This is a genomic window from Paracoccus xiamenensis (assembly GCF_011308835.1).
GTDB lineage: Bacteria > Pseudomonadota > Alphaproteobacteria > Rhodobacterales > Rhodobacteraceae > Paracoccus > Paracoccus xiamenensis.
In genome coordinates this window covers 132,421-147,103 of record NZ_JAAOHY010000001.1, presented here as the reverse complement: position 1 = coordinate 147,103, position 14,683 = coordinate 132,421, and the positions used below count along the sequence as shown (strand labels likewise).

General features: G+C 64.5%; 12 protein-coding genes. 3 read left to right on the top strand and 9 right to left on the bottom strand.

Features of this window, described 5'->3' with window-relative positions:
• Positions 1-22 precede the first annotated feature (22 nt).
• The 6 genes from G7044_RS00750 to G7044_RS00725 form a co-directional block, all read right to left on the bottom strand.
• Entirely contained in the window at positions 23-907 is an 885-nt protein-coding gene (locus tag G7044_RS00750) for an SPOR domain-containing protein (RefSeq protein ID WP_166324502.1), read from the bottom strand.
• Between the two features lie 318 nt (positions 908-1,225).
• Positions 1,226-1,861: a uracil phosphoribosyltransferase gene (upp, locus tag G7044_RS00745; RefSeq protein ID WP_166324499.1), complete on the bottom strand. Its 636-nt coding sequence runs from the start codon at positions 1,859-1,861 to the stop codon at positions 1,226-1,228.
• A 62-nt stretch (positions 1,862-1,923) separates the two neighbouring features.
• Positions 1,924-2,904, bottom strand: coding sequence for an adenosine deaminase (locus tag G7044_RS00740; RefSeq protein WP_166324496.1), 981 nt, complete (start codon positions 2,902-2,904; stop codon positions 1,924-1,926).
• 33 nt (positions 2,905-2,937) lie between these two features.
• Positions 2,938-4,116: a phosphopentomutase gene (locus tag G7044_RS00735; RefSeq protein WP_166324493.1), complete on the bottom strand. Its 1,179-nt coding sequence runs from the start codon at positions 4,114-4,116 to the stop codon at positions 2,938-2,940.
• An 8-nt stretch (positions 4,117-4,124) separates the two neighbouring features.
• Positions 4,125-5,468, bottom strand: a complete 1,344-nt coding sequence (locus tag G7044_RS00730; RefSeq protein WP_166327216.1) for a thymidine phosphorylase — start codon at positions 5,466-5,468, stop codon at positions 4,125-4,127.
• 14 nt (positions 5,469-5,482) lie between these two features.
• Entirely contained in the window at positions 5,483-5,881 is a 399-nt protein-coding gene (locus G7044_RS00725) for a cytidine deaminase (RefSeq protein WP_166324490.1), read from the bottom strand.
• Positions 5,882-6,141: 260 nt separating this feature from the next.
• On the opposite strand from G7044_RS00725, the gene G7044_RS00720 reads away from it, so the two are divergent.
• A complete protein-coding gene (locus G7044_RS00720) occupies positions 6,142-8,421 on the top strand; it encodes an NADP-dependent malic enzyme (RefSeq protein ID WP_166324487.1) in 2,280 nt (759 codons plus the stop codon).
• Positions 8,422-8,520: 99 nt separating this feature from the next.
• Positions 8,521-10,407 carry an AMP-binding protein gene (locus tag G7044_RS00715; protein ID WP_166324484.1) on the top strand — a complete coding sequence of 629 codons (1,887 nt, stop codon included), beginning with the start codon at positions 8,521-8,523 and terminating at the stop codon, positions 10,405-10,407.
• A gap of 217 nt (positions 10,408-10,624) precedes the next feature.
• On the opposite strand, the gene mgtE is transcribed toward G7044_RS00715, so the two are convergent.
• The 3 genes from mgtE to G7044_RS00700 all read right to left on the bottom strand — a co-directional run bounded on the left by mgtE (position 10,625) and on the right by G7044_RS00700 (position 13,374).
• Complete coding sequence (gene mgtE / locus G7044_RS00710; RefSeq protein ID WP_166327214.1) at positions 10,625-12,040, bottom strand: magnesium transporter; 1,416 nt, start codon at positions 12,038-12,040, stop codon at positions 10,625-10,627.
• A 120-nt stretch (positions 12,041-12,160) separates the two neighbouring features.
• On the bottom strand, positions 12,161-12,943 hold the full coding sequence (locus G7044_RS00705; protein ID WP_235931097.1) for an inositol monophosphatase family protein: 783 nt from the start codon (positions 12,941-12,943) through the stop codon (positions 12,161-12,163).
• A 71-nt stretch (positions 12,944-13,014) separates the two neighbouring features.
• On the bottom strand, positions 13,015-13,374 hold the full coding sequence (locus G7044_RS00700; RefSeq protein WP_166324481.1) for a helix-turn-helix domain-containing protein: 360 nt from the start codon (positions 13,372-13,374) through the stop codon (positions 13,015-13,017).
• Positions 13,375-13,891: 517 nt separating this feature from the next.
• Between G7044_RS00700 and G7044_RS00695 the strand changes: the two genes are divergently transcribed.
• Entirely contained in the window at positions 13,892-14,644 is a 753-nt protein-coding gene (locus G7044_RS00695) for a Bax inhibitor-1/YccA family protein (protein ID WP_166324478.1), read from the top strand.
• Positions 14,645-14,683: the final 39 nt, after the last annotated feature.

Genomic DNA, 14,683 nt, shown 5'->3' with positions numbered 1-14,683 from the left:
CGCATGCATCCCTGCCAGGCTCCTAGCGCGCAAAAGCGCGGGGATAGCCAGCCCGCCGCAGTCGATCCAATGCCGCGATCAGGCGCTCGCGGTTGTCGAACGGTCCGGCCACGATAATTCGTTGCCCCTGCGAATTTGGCTTGGTTTGCCGCGCGACCGGATAGCCCATCGCCCGGATCGCAGCCACAGCGGCGGTGACACCATCGGCATTGAACTCTCCGATCTGCACAAATCGCGCATTCGCCGGAACATTGCCGCCCGGATCACCGGCCCCGACCGAGGCCGATCCACCTTTGCGCATTGCAGGCCGTTCCGCAGTTGCGTTCTGGCGCCCCCCCGGGGCATCGGCGGCGGCACTGTCCGATTTGGCGGTGGTGGCGCGCGCCTGACTAGCCGCGCCCGTCGCTGGCGAAGGCTGAGGCCGAGCGGCAGGCATTTCCGCCCCCTTGGCGGCCGGTTGCAGTGACGAGGCCGCGCCTTTGCGCCCGGCTTCTTTCACCGGCTCGCGCAGGCTTGGCAATGCCTGCGGCGCGAGGCCCTTACAATAGCCCCGTGTCGGATCGGCGCCCACGGACCAGCCGTTCCCCGCCAGCGATTTCAACCCAAGCAGCGCGCAAAGACGCGCATTGGGGTCTATTGCCGCTGTCATCCGAGCCTCCAGAACAGGATCGGCATGAAGCGCGCGCGCGATCTCGGCCCCGGGGCCGGTTGCGGGGTCGGCCCCAACGGTGACCACTGCACGATGCTGCCGCGCCGTATCACGCGCAACGATGGCAGGGCTGTCGGAACGCACCTTTGCAACGGGGGCCGCGCGATGGTCCTCGGCCGCTGTCGGTTGTGTCAGGTCGATTGCCGCGCCCTCGGCCGCCACAATCGCCACGGTCAGTTCGCGCTCGATCTCAGCCATCGAGGATTTCGGCGCAGATCGGTCTTCGGATGACCATGCGGTTAGGCTGGGGGGAAAGCCGCATGTTTGCGCGCCGTCATCACCCAGTCTGGCCACCCATGCCCGGCCGTCACGAACAAACACGCAGCCCGTACTGTCAATGTATTGCGCCCCCGGATAGTCACCGGGGGGCGTTTCAGCGGGACCGGCACTTTCTGCGCGTGCAAGCCCGGCCCCCGTCATCCAGAACAGCAAGAAAAGCACCAGTTGCCGCATGTTACCGCCGAATCAGTCGTTTCGACCGTTCTAGCGGGCGCGGCTTACCAGCGGGTTAATTCCCTATTTCGTCCCGAACATCCGGTCGCCGGCGTCGCCCAGCCCTGGCACGATATAGCCGTGATCGTCCAGCCTTTCTTCCAGTGACGCCGTCACAATGGGAACATCCGGATGAGCCTCTGCCATGCGCGCCACGCCTTCGGGCGATGCCAGAAGGCACAGAAAGCGGATATTTGTGGCACCCGCGGCCTTGACCAGGTCGATCGCTGCCGCCGACGAATTTCCCGTCGCCAGCATCGGGTCGACGACGATGGTCATACGCGCGTCCAACTCTTTGGGAAGCTTGGAATAATACTGTACGGGTTGCAGCGTTTCAGGGTCGCGGTACAGCCCGACAAACCCCACCCGGGCCGAGGGGATCAGTTCCAGAATGCCATCCATCAGCCCGTTTCCGGCCCGCAGGATAGACACCAGCGCCAGTTTCTTGCCTTCCAGCACGGGGGCGTCCATCGGCTGCAAGGGCGTCTCGATCCGCTGATGGGTTACCGGCAGTTCGCGGGTGATCTCATATGCAAGCAGCAGGCTGATCTCGCGCAGCAGCTGCCGAAAGCCGGCGGTCGAGGTGCCTTTGTCGCGCATCAGCGTCAGCTTGTGCTGTACCAGCGGGTGATCGACGATGGTCAGGTGCTTGGTGGTCATGGCGTCACTTCCGATTTGGGGCTGCGGGGCGGTATAGGGGCTGCGCGGCAACTGTCCAGCCGTTACGCGAAGGCGGCACGCAGCCGCGCACGGGTGTTTTCGTCGCAAAAAGCGGCTTCGGCGGCGGTACGGTTCAGCTCGGTGAATTCAGGTTCGGCCCAGCCGAAGGCATCGGCAAGCCGGTCATATTCCTGTGATAGCGTGGTGTGGAAGAAAGGCGGATCATCGGTTGAAACGGTTACCTTGACGCCAGCATCGGCCAGTTTCGCAATCGGATGGGCGCGCCAGTCGGGATAGATCCCCAGCGCCAGGTTCGAACCGGGGCAGACCTCCAACACCGTACCGCGGTCGATCAGTTCGCGCATCAGCGCCGGGTCATCGACGGCGCCGACGCCGTGGCCGATGCGGGTGACGCCAAGGCTCACCGTGTCGCGAATGGATTGCGGCCCGCCCCATTCGCCAGCGTGAGAGGTCAGGCCCAGCCCTGCCTCGCGCGCGCAGTCAAAGCTCCAAGCATAGTCCTGCGCGCGGCCCACGTTTTCGGCGCCGCCCATGCCAAAGCCAGACACCCAACCGCTGTGATCGGCGCTGGCGGTTTCGGCAGCGCAGATCGCGGTCTTGCGGGCACGTTCGGGGCCGAAATGGCGGATCACGGTCAGAACCGCACGGCTGTCGATCCCGTGGCCCGACATCTCGGTCGCGACCTCGGTCATCGCGGCCAGATAGTCGCGCCAGGCCGACAGATCGCCGCCGCCGCAGAATTCGGGAGAGACGAAAAGCTCGGCATAGATGACGCCCTGTTCGCCGCAATTCTGCAGCACTTCGCGCAACAGCCGGGCATAGTCCTGCGGCGACTTGATGGCCGCAGTTGCGGCCTCATAGACGCGCAGGAAGTCGTTGAAATCCTTGTAGTCGTAATTCCCCTGCGCATCGAAAATCGGCGGCAGGTCCATGTTCTTTTCAGCTGCCAGCCCGCGAATAAAGGCCGGAGGCGCAGCACCTTCCAGATGCAGATGCAATTCAATCTTCTTTAAGTCTTTCATCGGATGATGGTCCTGCGAATCAAATGCGGAAGGTCAAAGAAAACTGGCGCCGGCTTTCGGCAGATCCAGCCCCAGATGGGCCGCGACACTGGCGCCGATATCGGAAAAGCCAACATTTCCAATGGCGCGCGCGCCCAGCCCGGCACCCAAAACGGGCACGCGTTCGCGCGTATGGTCTGTGCCGGTCCAGGACGGGTCGTTGCCGTGATCGGCGGTAAAAATCATCAAGTCGCCGGGCTGCAGCCGCGCGATGGCCTGTCCGGCAACGGTGTCGAACCATTCCAACTGCCGGGCATAGCCGGGAATGTCGCGCCGATGGCCGTAAAGGCTGTCGAACTCGACGAAGTTGGCGAAGGTCAGGCTGCCCGGTGCGGCGGTGTCGATCATGCGCAGCAGGTGCTCGGCCAGATCGGCGTCGGACTTGCCCTTGTGCAGCTTGCCGATGCCGCGATGGCTGAAGATATCGCCGATCTTGCCGATGGCATGGGTATCACGCCCGGCCTTTGCGGCGATATCCAGAATCGTCTCGGCCGGTGGGGCGATGGCATAGTCGCGGCGGTTGGGGGTGCGGGTGAAATTACCCGGTGTGCCGGTAAACGGGCGTGCGATCACGCGACCGACGCGCATCGCGTGCAGCATGGGTGCAAGGTCTTCGCACAGCTTCAGCAAGCGGTCGAGGCCGAAGGCCTCTTCATGCGCGGCGATCTGAAAAACGCTGTCGGCCGAAGTATAGCAGATCGGCCAGCCGCTGCGCATATGCTCCTCGCCCAATTCGTCGAGGATCACCGTGCCCGAGGAATGCTTGTTGCCCAGGATCCCCTCGGTCCCGGCCAGTTCGCAGACGCGGGCGGTGACTTCGGCCGGGAAAGCGGGCTGGGTGTCGGGGAAATAGTGCCAGTCCCAGGGAACGGGTACGCCAGCGATTTCCCAATGACCCGAGGGCGTATCCTTGCCGGGCGAAATCTCGCTGGCCGCGCCCCACAGGCCTTCGGGCGTCGCGCCGAGGCCCGGCGCGTCCTGCCCCGAGGCAAGCCGGATCGCCGCCCCAAGGCCAAGCCGGTCGAGATTGGGCAGGTGCAGGCTCTGCGCCAGGGCCATGTGCAGCACGGTATTGCTGCCGGTATCGGGGCGGCCGTCATTGAAAAAACGATCAGCGTCGGGCGCGCCGCCGATCCCCACCGAATCCATGACCACCAGGAAGACACGCGACATTGTTGCCCTCAATTCTCTGCTTGCTGACGATAGTTCTGCGGGCCACCCGCGGGCGGCGCGACATGGCCACGCACCAACGGGCCAGCGGGCGGGGCTTCGGGCGCGATCCGGCAGGCGGCCTGAACGGCGGCGATGGCGGCATCGGCCTCGGCATCGCTGGCGGCATGGACGAGGCCCAGCTGCCCTTCGGTCGGTTCGGCCAGCCGGCGCAGATCCGACAGGCCGACACGGTGGTCGATCACCTCGCCCGACCGGACCCGGCCACCGCCAAGCGCCACCACTGCCTGCCCGAGTGCTGTGGCGTCGATTTCGGCCACGAAGCCATCGGGGGCGGGGATGGGCCGAATGACGGGCGCGGGCGTCAGGTAACGCTCGGGGGCTTCGACCAGATCCGCAGGCCCGCCCTGCGCCGCCACCATGCGGGCGAAGGCTTCGGCGGCACGGCCGGAATCCAGCGCTTCGGTCACTTGGGCTTCGGCATCGCCCTGCCCCGCCAGCGCCAATGCCTCGGCCGACAGCTTCAGCGTCAGGTCGCGCAGCGCCGATGGCGCGCCGCGCAGGCAGGCGATCGCCTCGGCCACTTCCAGCGCATTTCCGGCGGCGCGGGCGAGCGGCTGGTCCATATCGGTGATCAGCGCCGAGGTCCGACAGCCGGCCGCATTGGCCGTCCATACCAGCGACTCCGCCAGTTCGTGGGCCTCCTTCTGCGATTGCAGGAAGGCGCCCGATCCCGATTTCACGTCCAGCACCAGCGCATCCAGCCCGGCGGCAAGCTTCTTCGACAGGATCGAGGCGGTGATCAGATCGACCGACTGGACGGCGGCGGCCTCGTCACGAATGGCGTAAAGGCGGCGGTCGGCGGGTGCCAGATCGCCCGAGGCCGCGACGATGGCGCAGCCCACCTCGGTGACCACCTGACGAAAACGGTCCTCGGTCAGGTCGCAGTCATAGCCCGGAATGGCCTCCAGCTTGTCCAGCGTGCCGCCGGTATGGCCAAGGCCCCGCCCGGAAATCATCGGCACGAAGACGCCGCAGGCCGCAAGCAGCGGGGCGAGAATCAGCGACACCACGTCGCCGATGCCGCCGGTCGAGTGCTTGTCGAAGACGGCACCCGGCAGATCCCAGCGCAGCACATGGCCGGAATCGCGCATCGCCCGCGTCAGCGCGGCCCGCCCTTCCGTCGACAGGCCGCGGGTCAGCACCGCCATCGCAAAGGCACCGGCCTGCGCATCCGAAACACCGCCATCCGCCAGCCCGCGCGCGATCTGCGTCGCACCGGCCTGATCCAGACCGCCGCCGTCACGCAGACGTGCGATGATCGGGCGCGGATCGGTGTCCAGATCATCCGGCATTGCGTCAGGCTGGCTCACGACCCGGCCCCAGCCATGTGACCCGCATCGAAACGTCCCGGCAGCAATTCGCCGATGGTTGTCGCCATGGTCGCGCCTCCGGTCGTTGCCAGCAGGACCGGTGTCTCGCCGCGGCCGAACTCGGCCAGCTTCTGCCGGCAGCCGCCGCAGGGCGGCACCGGGCTGGGCGATCCGGCGATGACGGCGACCTCGACCAGCTCGGTCTCGCCGGCCGCAACCATCGCGGCGATGGCGCCGGCTTCTGCACAGGTGCCCTCGGGATAGGCCACGTTTTCGACGTTGCAGCCACGATAGATCGCGCCCGACTTGCCGCGCACGGCCGCGCCGACCTTGAAGTTGGAATAGGGCGCATAGGCGGCCTCGCGGACCTCGCGGGCGGCGTCAAGAAGGGACATGGATAGCCTCCGGTTATGATCGAACGAATTTGCGCGCGGCGCAGCAAGGATGCAAGACACCCTGCGGTCCCGCCGTTGCGACATTCAGGATCGGCCAGAAACTGCTTCAACTGGCGACCTCATGCGCGGACTTGTGATGGCTGGGCCAAACTGGTTTAACGCTGAACTATAGTACGCCGCGACATGCGGCCGCCGGGACGCGGTGGGGCCGCTTTGGCCCCGCCGCCCGGTCGAGGGGTGCGAAAAACGCGAGGGCGGCAATGGAAGAACAGCGGCAGGACAAGGCGCGGATGTCGGCGCTGGAGTATCACGAATTTCCCCGTCCGGGTAAGCTGGAGGTGCGGGCGACGAAACCGCTGGCCAATGGCCGCGACCTGTCGCGCGCCTATAGCCCCGGCGTGGCGGAAGCGTGTATCGAGATCAAGAACAACCCCGCCGATGCGGCCCGTTATACCGCGCGGGGCAATCTGGTGGCGGTCGTGTCGAACGGGTCGGCGGTGCTGGGACTGGGCAATATCGGCCCGCTGGCATCAAAGCCCGTGATGGAGGGCAAGGCGGTCCTGTTCAAGAAATTCGCCAATATCGACTGCTTCGATCTGGAAATCGCCGAATCCGACCCCGAAAAGCTGGCCGCCATCGTCCAAAGCCTGGAGCCGAGCTTTGGCGCCATCAATCTGGAAGACATCAAGGCGCCCGAATGCTTCATCGTCGAGAAGCTGTGCCGCGAGAAGATGAACATCCCCGTCTTTCACGACGACCAGCACGGCACCGCCATCGTTGTCGGCGCGGCCGCGACGAACGCGCTGCGGGTGGTCGGCAAGAAGTTCGAGGATATCAAGATCGTTTCGACCGGTGGGGGTGCCGCCGGGATCGCCTGCCTGAACATGCTGCTGAAGCTGGGCGTCAAGCGCGAGAATGTCTGGCTCTGCGACTTGCACGGGCTGGTTTACGAAGGCCGCACCGAGGATATGAACCCGCAAAAGGCCGCCTATGCGCAGAAAAGCGACCTGCGCGCCCTCGATCAGGTGATCGACGGCGCCGACATGTTCCTTGGACTGTCGGGTCCCGGCGTGCTGAAGAAGGAAATGGTCGCCAAGATGGCCGACCGGCCGGTGATCTTCGCACTGGCGAACCCCACGCCCGAAATCATGCCCGAGGAGGCGCTGGAAGTCGCCCCCAATGCTGTCATCGCCACCGGCCGCAGCGATTTCCCCAATCAGGTCAATAACGTCCTGTGCTTCCCCTTCATCTTCCGCGGCGCGCTGGATGTCGGCGCCACGCAGATCAATGACGAAATGCAGCTGGCCTGCATCGAAGGGATCGCGGCCCTTGCCCGCGCGACCACCGCCGCCGAGGCCGCCGCTGCCTATAGTGGCGAGAAGCTGACATTCGGCCCCGACTACCTGATCCCGAAGCCCTTCGATCCGCGGCTGATCGGCGTCGTCTCGACCGCGGTCGCGAAGGCGGCGATGGAATCGGGCGTGGCCACCCGCCCGATCGAGGATCTGAACGCCTATAAGCGCAAGCTCGACGGCTCGGTCTTCCGCTCGGCGCTGATCATGCGGCCGGTCTTTGAGGCCTCGGCCCTTGCCGCCCGCAAGATCGTCTTTGCCGAGGGCGAGGATGAACGCGTGTTGCGCGCGGCCAATGCGATGCTGGAAGAAACCACCGACGTTCCGATCCTGATCGGCCGCCCCGAGGTGATTGAGATGCGCGCCGAACGCGCCGGCCTGCCGATCCGGCCGCATGTCGATTTCCAGATCGTGAACCCCGAAAACGACCCCCGCTATCGTGAGTACTGGGAAACCTATCACGATCTGATGGCCCGGCGCGGGGTCACGCCCGACCTCGCCCGCGCCATCATGCGCACCAACACCACCGCCATCGCCGCCGTCATGGTCCATCGCGGCGAGGCCGAAAGCATGATCTGTGGCACGTTCGGGCAATATAGCTGGCACCTGAACTATATCGAACAAGTCCTTGGTCGCGACGGGCTTTCGCCGCATGGCGCGCTGTCCATGGTGATTCTGGAAGACGGGCCGCTGTTCATCGCCGATACGCAGGTGAACAATCACCCGACGCCGGAACAGATCGCGCTCTCGGCCATTGGCGCCGCCCGCCATGTCCGCCGCTTCGGGCTGGTGCCGCATGTGGCGCTGTGCAGCCATTCGCAATTCGGCAATCTCGACACCGATTCCGGCCGTCGGATGCGCGCCGCCATGCAGATTCTGGAAAACCGCGAGGTCGATTTCAACTTCGACGGTGAGATGCATGTCGACGCGGCACTCGACCCCGAAATCCGCGCCCGCATCTTCCCGGCCTCGAAACTGGAAGGGGCGGCGAATGTGCTGATCTTCTCGGGAACCGACACAGCGTCGGGCGTGCGCAATATCCTGAAGCACCGGGCTAACGGGCTGGAAGTCGGGCCGATCCTGATGGGCATGGGCAACCGCGCCCATATCGTGACGCCCTCGATCACGGCGCGGGGGCTGCTGAACATGTCGGCCATCGCGGGCACCCCGGTCACGCACTACCAATAACGCGCGCGCGGATGCGGCATCTCGTCGCGACCGCGCCGTCCGATTGCCCGCGGTGCCTCTCTCGCCTAACCTCTGGTCAGGGATTGGGGGGAGAGGCAGATGGGGTATCGCGACGTTTACGACAGCTGGAAGGCCGATCCGGAGGCTTTCTGGATGCAGGCCGCCCAGGCCATCGACTGGTTTCGTCCGCCGTCCAGGGCGCTGTTCGATGAAAATGCGCCGATCTATGAGTGGTTCTCGGACGGGCTGGTAAACACCTGTTGGAACGCCGTTGACCGCCATGTCGAGGCCGGGCGCGGCGACCAGATCGCCATCTATCACGACAGCCCCATCACCCATGCCACCAAGGGCATCACCTATGCCGATCTGCAGACACGGGTGGCCACCTTGGCGGGCGCCCTGCGCGCGCGCGGCATCGAAAAGGGTGACCGGGTCATCATCTACATGCCGATGATCCCGCAGGCGATCGAGGCGATGCTGGCATGTGCGCGCCTTGGTGCGATCCATTCGGTCGTCTTCGGCGGGTTTGCCGCGAACGAGTTGGCGGTGCGCATCGACGACGCCCAGCCCAAGGCGATCATCGCCGCCTCGGCTGGCCTCGAACCCGGTCGCGTCGTCCATTACAAGCCGCTGCTGGATCAGGCCATCGAACTGGCAACCCACAAGCCGGAATTCTGCGTGATCTTCCAGCGCGAGGAGGAAGTCGCCAAGCTGATCGAGGGCCGCGATTTCAACTGGTACGGCTTTCAATACGGCATCAAACCCGTCGATTGCGTCCCTGTCGAGGGCAACCATCCGGCCTATATCCTGTATACCTCGGGCACGACGGGCCAGCCCAAGGGCGTCGTGCGCCCGACCGCCGGACATCTGGTGGCGCTGGCATGGTCGATGGAAAATATCTACAGGATCGGCCCCGGCGACCGCTTCTGGGCCGCGTCGGATGTGGGCTGGGTCGTGGGCCACAGCTATATCTGTTACGGCCCGCTGATCGTCGGGGCGCAGACGGTGGTGTTCGAGGGCAAGCCCATCGGCACACCCCATGCCGGCGTCTTCTGGCGCACCATTCAGAACAACCGCATCAAAAGCTTCTTCACCGCCCCCACCGCGATCCGCGCGATCCGGCGCGAGGATCCGGATGGCGAATATATCCGCCGCTACAAGCTGCATGATCTGCAGGCGCTGTTTCTGGCGGGCGAGCGCGCCGACCCCGAGACGATCAAATGGGCGCAGGAACATCTGGGCGTGCCGGTGATCGATCATTGGTGGCAGACCGAAACCGGCTGGGCCATCGCCGCGAACCCGCTGGGGATCGAGGAACTGCCGGTCAAGCTGGGCAGTCCGACCGTGCCCATGCCCGGCTACGACGTGCAGGTGCTGGATGAAGGCGGCCATCCGGTCCCGGCCGGTACGCTGGGGGCGATTGCCATCAAGCTGCCCTTGCCGCCCGGCACGCTTTCGACCCTGTGGAACGCCGAGGAACGTTATCGCAAGTCCTACCTGTCGCATTTCCCCGGCTATTACGAAACCGGCGACGCGGGCTATATCGACGAGGACGGCTATCTGTACATCATGGCGCGCACGGATGACGTCATCAACGTCGCCGGTCACCGCCTGTCCACCGGTGCGATGGAGGACGTCCTGGCCCGTCACCCCGACGTCGCCGAATGCGCGGTGATCGGCATTGCCGATCCGCTGAAGGGGCAAGCTCCGTTGGGCTTTCTGTGCCTGAAGAAAGGCAGCGCCACCACGCCCGAACAGGTCGTCCGCGACGTCGTGCGCATGGTGCGCGACGATATCGGCCCCGTCGCCGCCTTCAAGCAGGCGATCGTGGTCGACAGGCTGCCCAAGACCCGCTCTGGCAAGATCCTGCGCGCAACCATGACCCGGATCGCCGACGGCGAAGAATACAAGACCCCCGCCACAATCGACGACCCCGCCGTGCTGGAGGAAATCACCGCGGCTCTGCGGAATCTGGGGCGCGGCTGATCAGGATCGACAAAGGACACCCGCAAATGGAACATCCCGCCCGCAGATTGCGGACGGGATGGCCTGTCAACATGATCCCTGCCAGCGCCCGTTCATTCCCAGTGGTCGAAAGCCCCACCAGATGTTGTGTTCTTGGGTCTACACAGCCCAAGTTGCGGGAGAGTTCGCCTCAGATCAAGGAATTTTTCGTTAACATTCGGTTAACGCCAGAGGCCGGCTAAAGCAGTACTGCCTGCGCCAACCCCAGAAAGGCAAAGAAACCAACAACATCCGTCACAGTGGTGACAAATGTGCCCGATGCCAAAGCCGGATCGGCGCCCATTTTTTCCAGTGTCAGCGGCACAAGGATACCCGCCAGAGCTGCCACGAACAGGTTCACGACCATGGCGATGCCGATCACGCCGGCCAGCGATATGCCATCGAACCAGATCCAGGCCACCAGTCCCATCACCAGCGCAAAGAAGAACCCGTTCAGCACGCCGACCACGGCCTCGCGAACGACGACTCGCCTGACGTTGGACCCGGTCAGGCTTTTCGTCGCCAGCGCCCGCACCGCCACCGTCAGCGTCTGCGTCCCCGCATTGCCCCCCATCGAGGCCACGATGGGCATCAGCACCGCCAGCGCCACCAGTTCGGAAATCGTGTTTTCGAACATCGAGATCACGAACGAGGCCAGAATCGCCGTTGCCAGATTCACCGCCAGCCAAGGCACGCGCTGCCACAGGGTCTCGATCACGGTGTCCGAAATCGCCGATTCATCACCGACCCCGGCCAGGCGCAGGATGTCTTCCTGGTGTTCGTCGTCCAGCACTTCCATGGCGTCGTCGATGGTGATGACGCCGACCAGCCGGTCATGTTCATCCACCACCGGGGCCGAGATCAGGTGATACTGGTGGAAGGCATAGGCCACGTCGGCTTCTTCCGCATAGGCGCTGATCGGGCGGAAACTGTCCTCGATCAGGTCGCGCATGGGCGTGGCGCGGCGCGCCGCCAGCAACCGGCCCAGCGTGACATAGCCGACCGGGTGCCGGCGCGGATCGACCAGCACGACATGATAGAACTGGTCAGGCAGATCCTCGTCGCCGCGCAGATGGTCGATGGTGTCGCCGACGGTCCAGTGTTCGGGCGCCGTCACCACCTCGGACTGCATCATCCGGCCGGCGGAGTATTCGGGATAGGTCAGCGACTGCTCGACCGCCGCCCGGTCGGAATCGTCAAGCGCCTCCAGCACCTTCTGCTGTTCGGGCTCGTCCAGTTCCTCGATCAGCTCGACGATGTCGTCGCTGTCCATCTCGCGGACGGCCTCGGCCAGCACGGCCTTGGGCATCTGTTCGACGACCTCGTCGCGGATCGATTCGTCGATCTCCGACAGGATATCGCCGTCGATCTCGCCCGACCACAGTGACAGGAATTGCCGCCGCCGTGCTGCCGAAAGGTTTTCGATCACGTCAGCGATGTCGGCTGCGTGCATCGGTTCCAGCAGCGCTTCCAGCCGGGCCTGATCCTCGGCGTCGATGGCCTCGCGGATCTGGTCTATCAGGGCACGCGGGGGGATGAAATCGTCGTCGTCGCTCGCCGGTTCAACCTCGGGCAGGTCGTCCTTGCGCGGCGCTTCCAGCTGGTCGTCAGGCATATCGGGACGCTGCGGCTCGTCCGGCATGGACACCCCCTTTTTGATCTGTGGCGATGGCTACATGGCGGGCATCCGCGCCCAACCAGATCATAGTAGAGCCGCCCCCCGGCGGCAACGCGATTAGCCCTGCAGAAGCGCCAGGGCTGCTGCGTGCAATTCGGGCGTTGCGGCCGCCAGCACCTGACCGCCACCATGGGCGGGACCACCCTGCCAGTCGGTGACGATGCCCCCCGCCGCTTCGATCACCGCGATGGGGGCAACGATATCATGGGCCTGAAGGCCGGCCTCGATCACCAGATCCACCTGCCCCAGCGCCAGCAAGGCATAGCCATAGCAGTCCAGACCGTAACGGGTCAGCCGCACCTGGCAGGCGACACGCCCGAAGGCGGCGCGTTCGTCCTCGGTGCCGATATCGGGGTAGGTCGACAGCAGCGTCGCCTGATCCAGTGCCACGCCCTTGCGCACCCCCAGCGCGCGCGTGCCATCGCGGCTGGTCACCTGTGCGCGACCCAGACCGCCCTCAAAACGCTCGCCCGTGAAGGGCTGATCGACGATGCCATAGATCGGTCCCGTCCCATCGGTCAGCCCGATCAGCGTCCCCCAACTGGGCGCGCCCGAGATGAAGGCGCGGGTGCCGTCAATCGGATCCAGCACCCAGGTCAGGCCAGAGCGGCCGGGCGCCGCGCCGAACTCCTCGCCGAGGATGGCGTCTTCGGGGCGGCGTTCGGCCAGAATCGCGCGCATGGCGCGCTCGCTTTCGCGGTCAGCCTCGGTTACCGGGTCGAACCCGTCGGCAAGCTTGTTGTCCGGCGCCAGCCCCGCACTGCGAAACAGGGGCAATGTCCTGCTGCGCGCCGCATCGGCCATCGCGCTTGCCGTCAGGAAGATTTCGTTGTGATCCATCATTCGCCCCCTGTTGCGCGCCTTGTCTAGCGCGGAACGCAGGGGACGAACAATCGCCCTCGGGCTGGGTGTCAGGCGGCGTGGGACAGAACGCGGGCCAGTTCGAAGATCTGGCGGCGCTGCGCCTCGGGCATGGCGTAATAGGCGCGGATCAGTTGCAGCGCTTCCTTGTTGGCCAGGATGTCCTCGTCACCGGCGGCATCGGCGCGCCCGTCGGTCAGCCCTTCGAAAAAGAAACTGATGGGCACATCCAGCGCGCGGGCGATATCCCACAGCCGCGATGCCGAGACGCGATTCGCCCCTGTTTCATATTTCTGGATCTGCTGGAACTTGATCCCGACCTGATCCGCCAATTGTTGCTGCGTCATGCCAATCAACCACCGACGATGGCGGATCCGCGTGCCCACATGCACGTCAACTTCGTGCTTCATACCACACCTCACTCAATCTTCGCGAGTAATACACCCCTTGCCCCTTCGCTGGCGACTGGGAAAATCCGGCCAACACGCTAGAGTTGTCCAAAAGAACAGGTATTTGCATTACCATAATTTGTCTGACCGACCGGTCTGGCGGATTTTGGCCGGATTCAACCCGAATTTCGGGGCAAATCAGGCGAATCGGTTCGAATATCATCGATCTTTCATCCTTGCCGGGAAAACGTCCGGCGGTCACAGCGCTAGGTAACGCCACCACCAACCCTTGGTTGCACCGGGGTGCAAGATTTTTGGCCATCGCCTCCGCACTGCATCAGTGCGAGGGCGAGCCGACACGTCCTGACCAGCCTTTCGCCTTTGACGCGAAAAGCTTACCTCAGGTTGGGCCGCCTTTCGACGCCCTGCCGAAAGACGGCATTTTTGACGCCTTGTTGTTGTATTCGGCGCGGGTTGATCCAATATTAACACACGAACGGTGCATCCCGCACCGCCAACGCCAGCAATGGAGAGTTTGATGGCTGAATACGACACCCTGCGTCAGGCCCAGGCCCGGACGGGTGCCGCAACCCGCGCCGATATTGATGTTGGCCTTCGCGACTACATGATGAAGGTTTACGGCATCATGGCCACCGGTATGGCGGTGACCGCGTTCTTTGCCCTTGGTTTGAACATGCTTGCCGTGCAGGACGGCCAACTGACGGAACTCGGCCGCGCGGTCTATGTGTCGCCCCTGAAATGGGTTCTGATGTTCGCGCCGCTGCTGGTGGTCTTCGCCTTTGGCGCGGCCGTCTACCGGTTGTCCACTCAGGCCGCGACGCTGATCTTCTACGGCTTCGCCGCGCTGATGGGCATGTCGCTGAGCTGGATCTTCCTGCGCTATACCGGCTCCTCGATTGCGTCGACCTTCTTCGCGACCGCGGCGGGCTTCGCGGGTCTTTCGCTTTACGGCTATACCACCAAGCGAGACCTGTCGGGGATGGGGACCTTCCTGATGATGGGCCTGATCGGGCTGATCATCGCGTCGATCGTGAACATCTTCCTGCAATCGGGCGCGATGCAGTTTGCGATCTCGGTCATCGGCGTGCTGATCTTTGCCGGCCTGACCGCCTTCGATACGCAGAACATCAAGAACACCTATATCCAGCTTGCCGATTCCGATCGTGAATTCCTGGGCAAGACCGCGATCATGGGGGCCTTGAACCTGTATCTGGACTTCCTGAACCTGTTCATGTTCCTGCTGCAGTTCATGGGTTCCAGCAACGACTGATCGCCCGCGAAAAACAGCAAAAGGCCCCGCCGAGGCGGG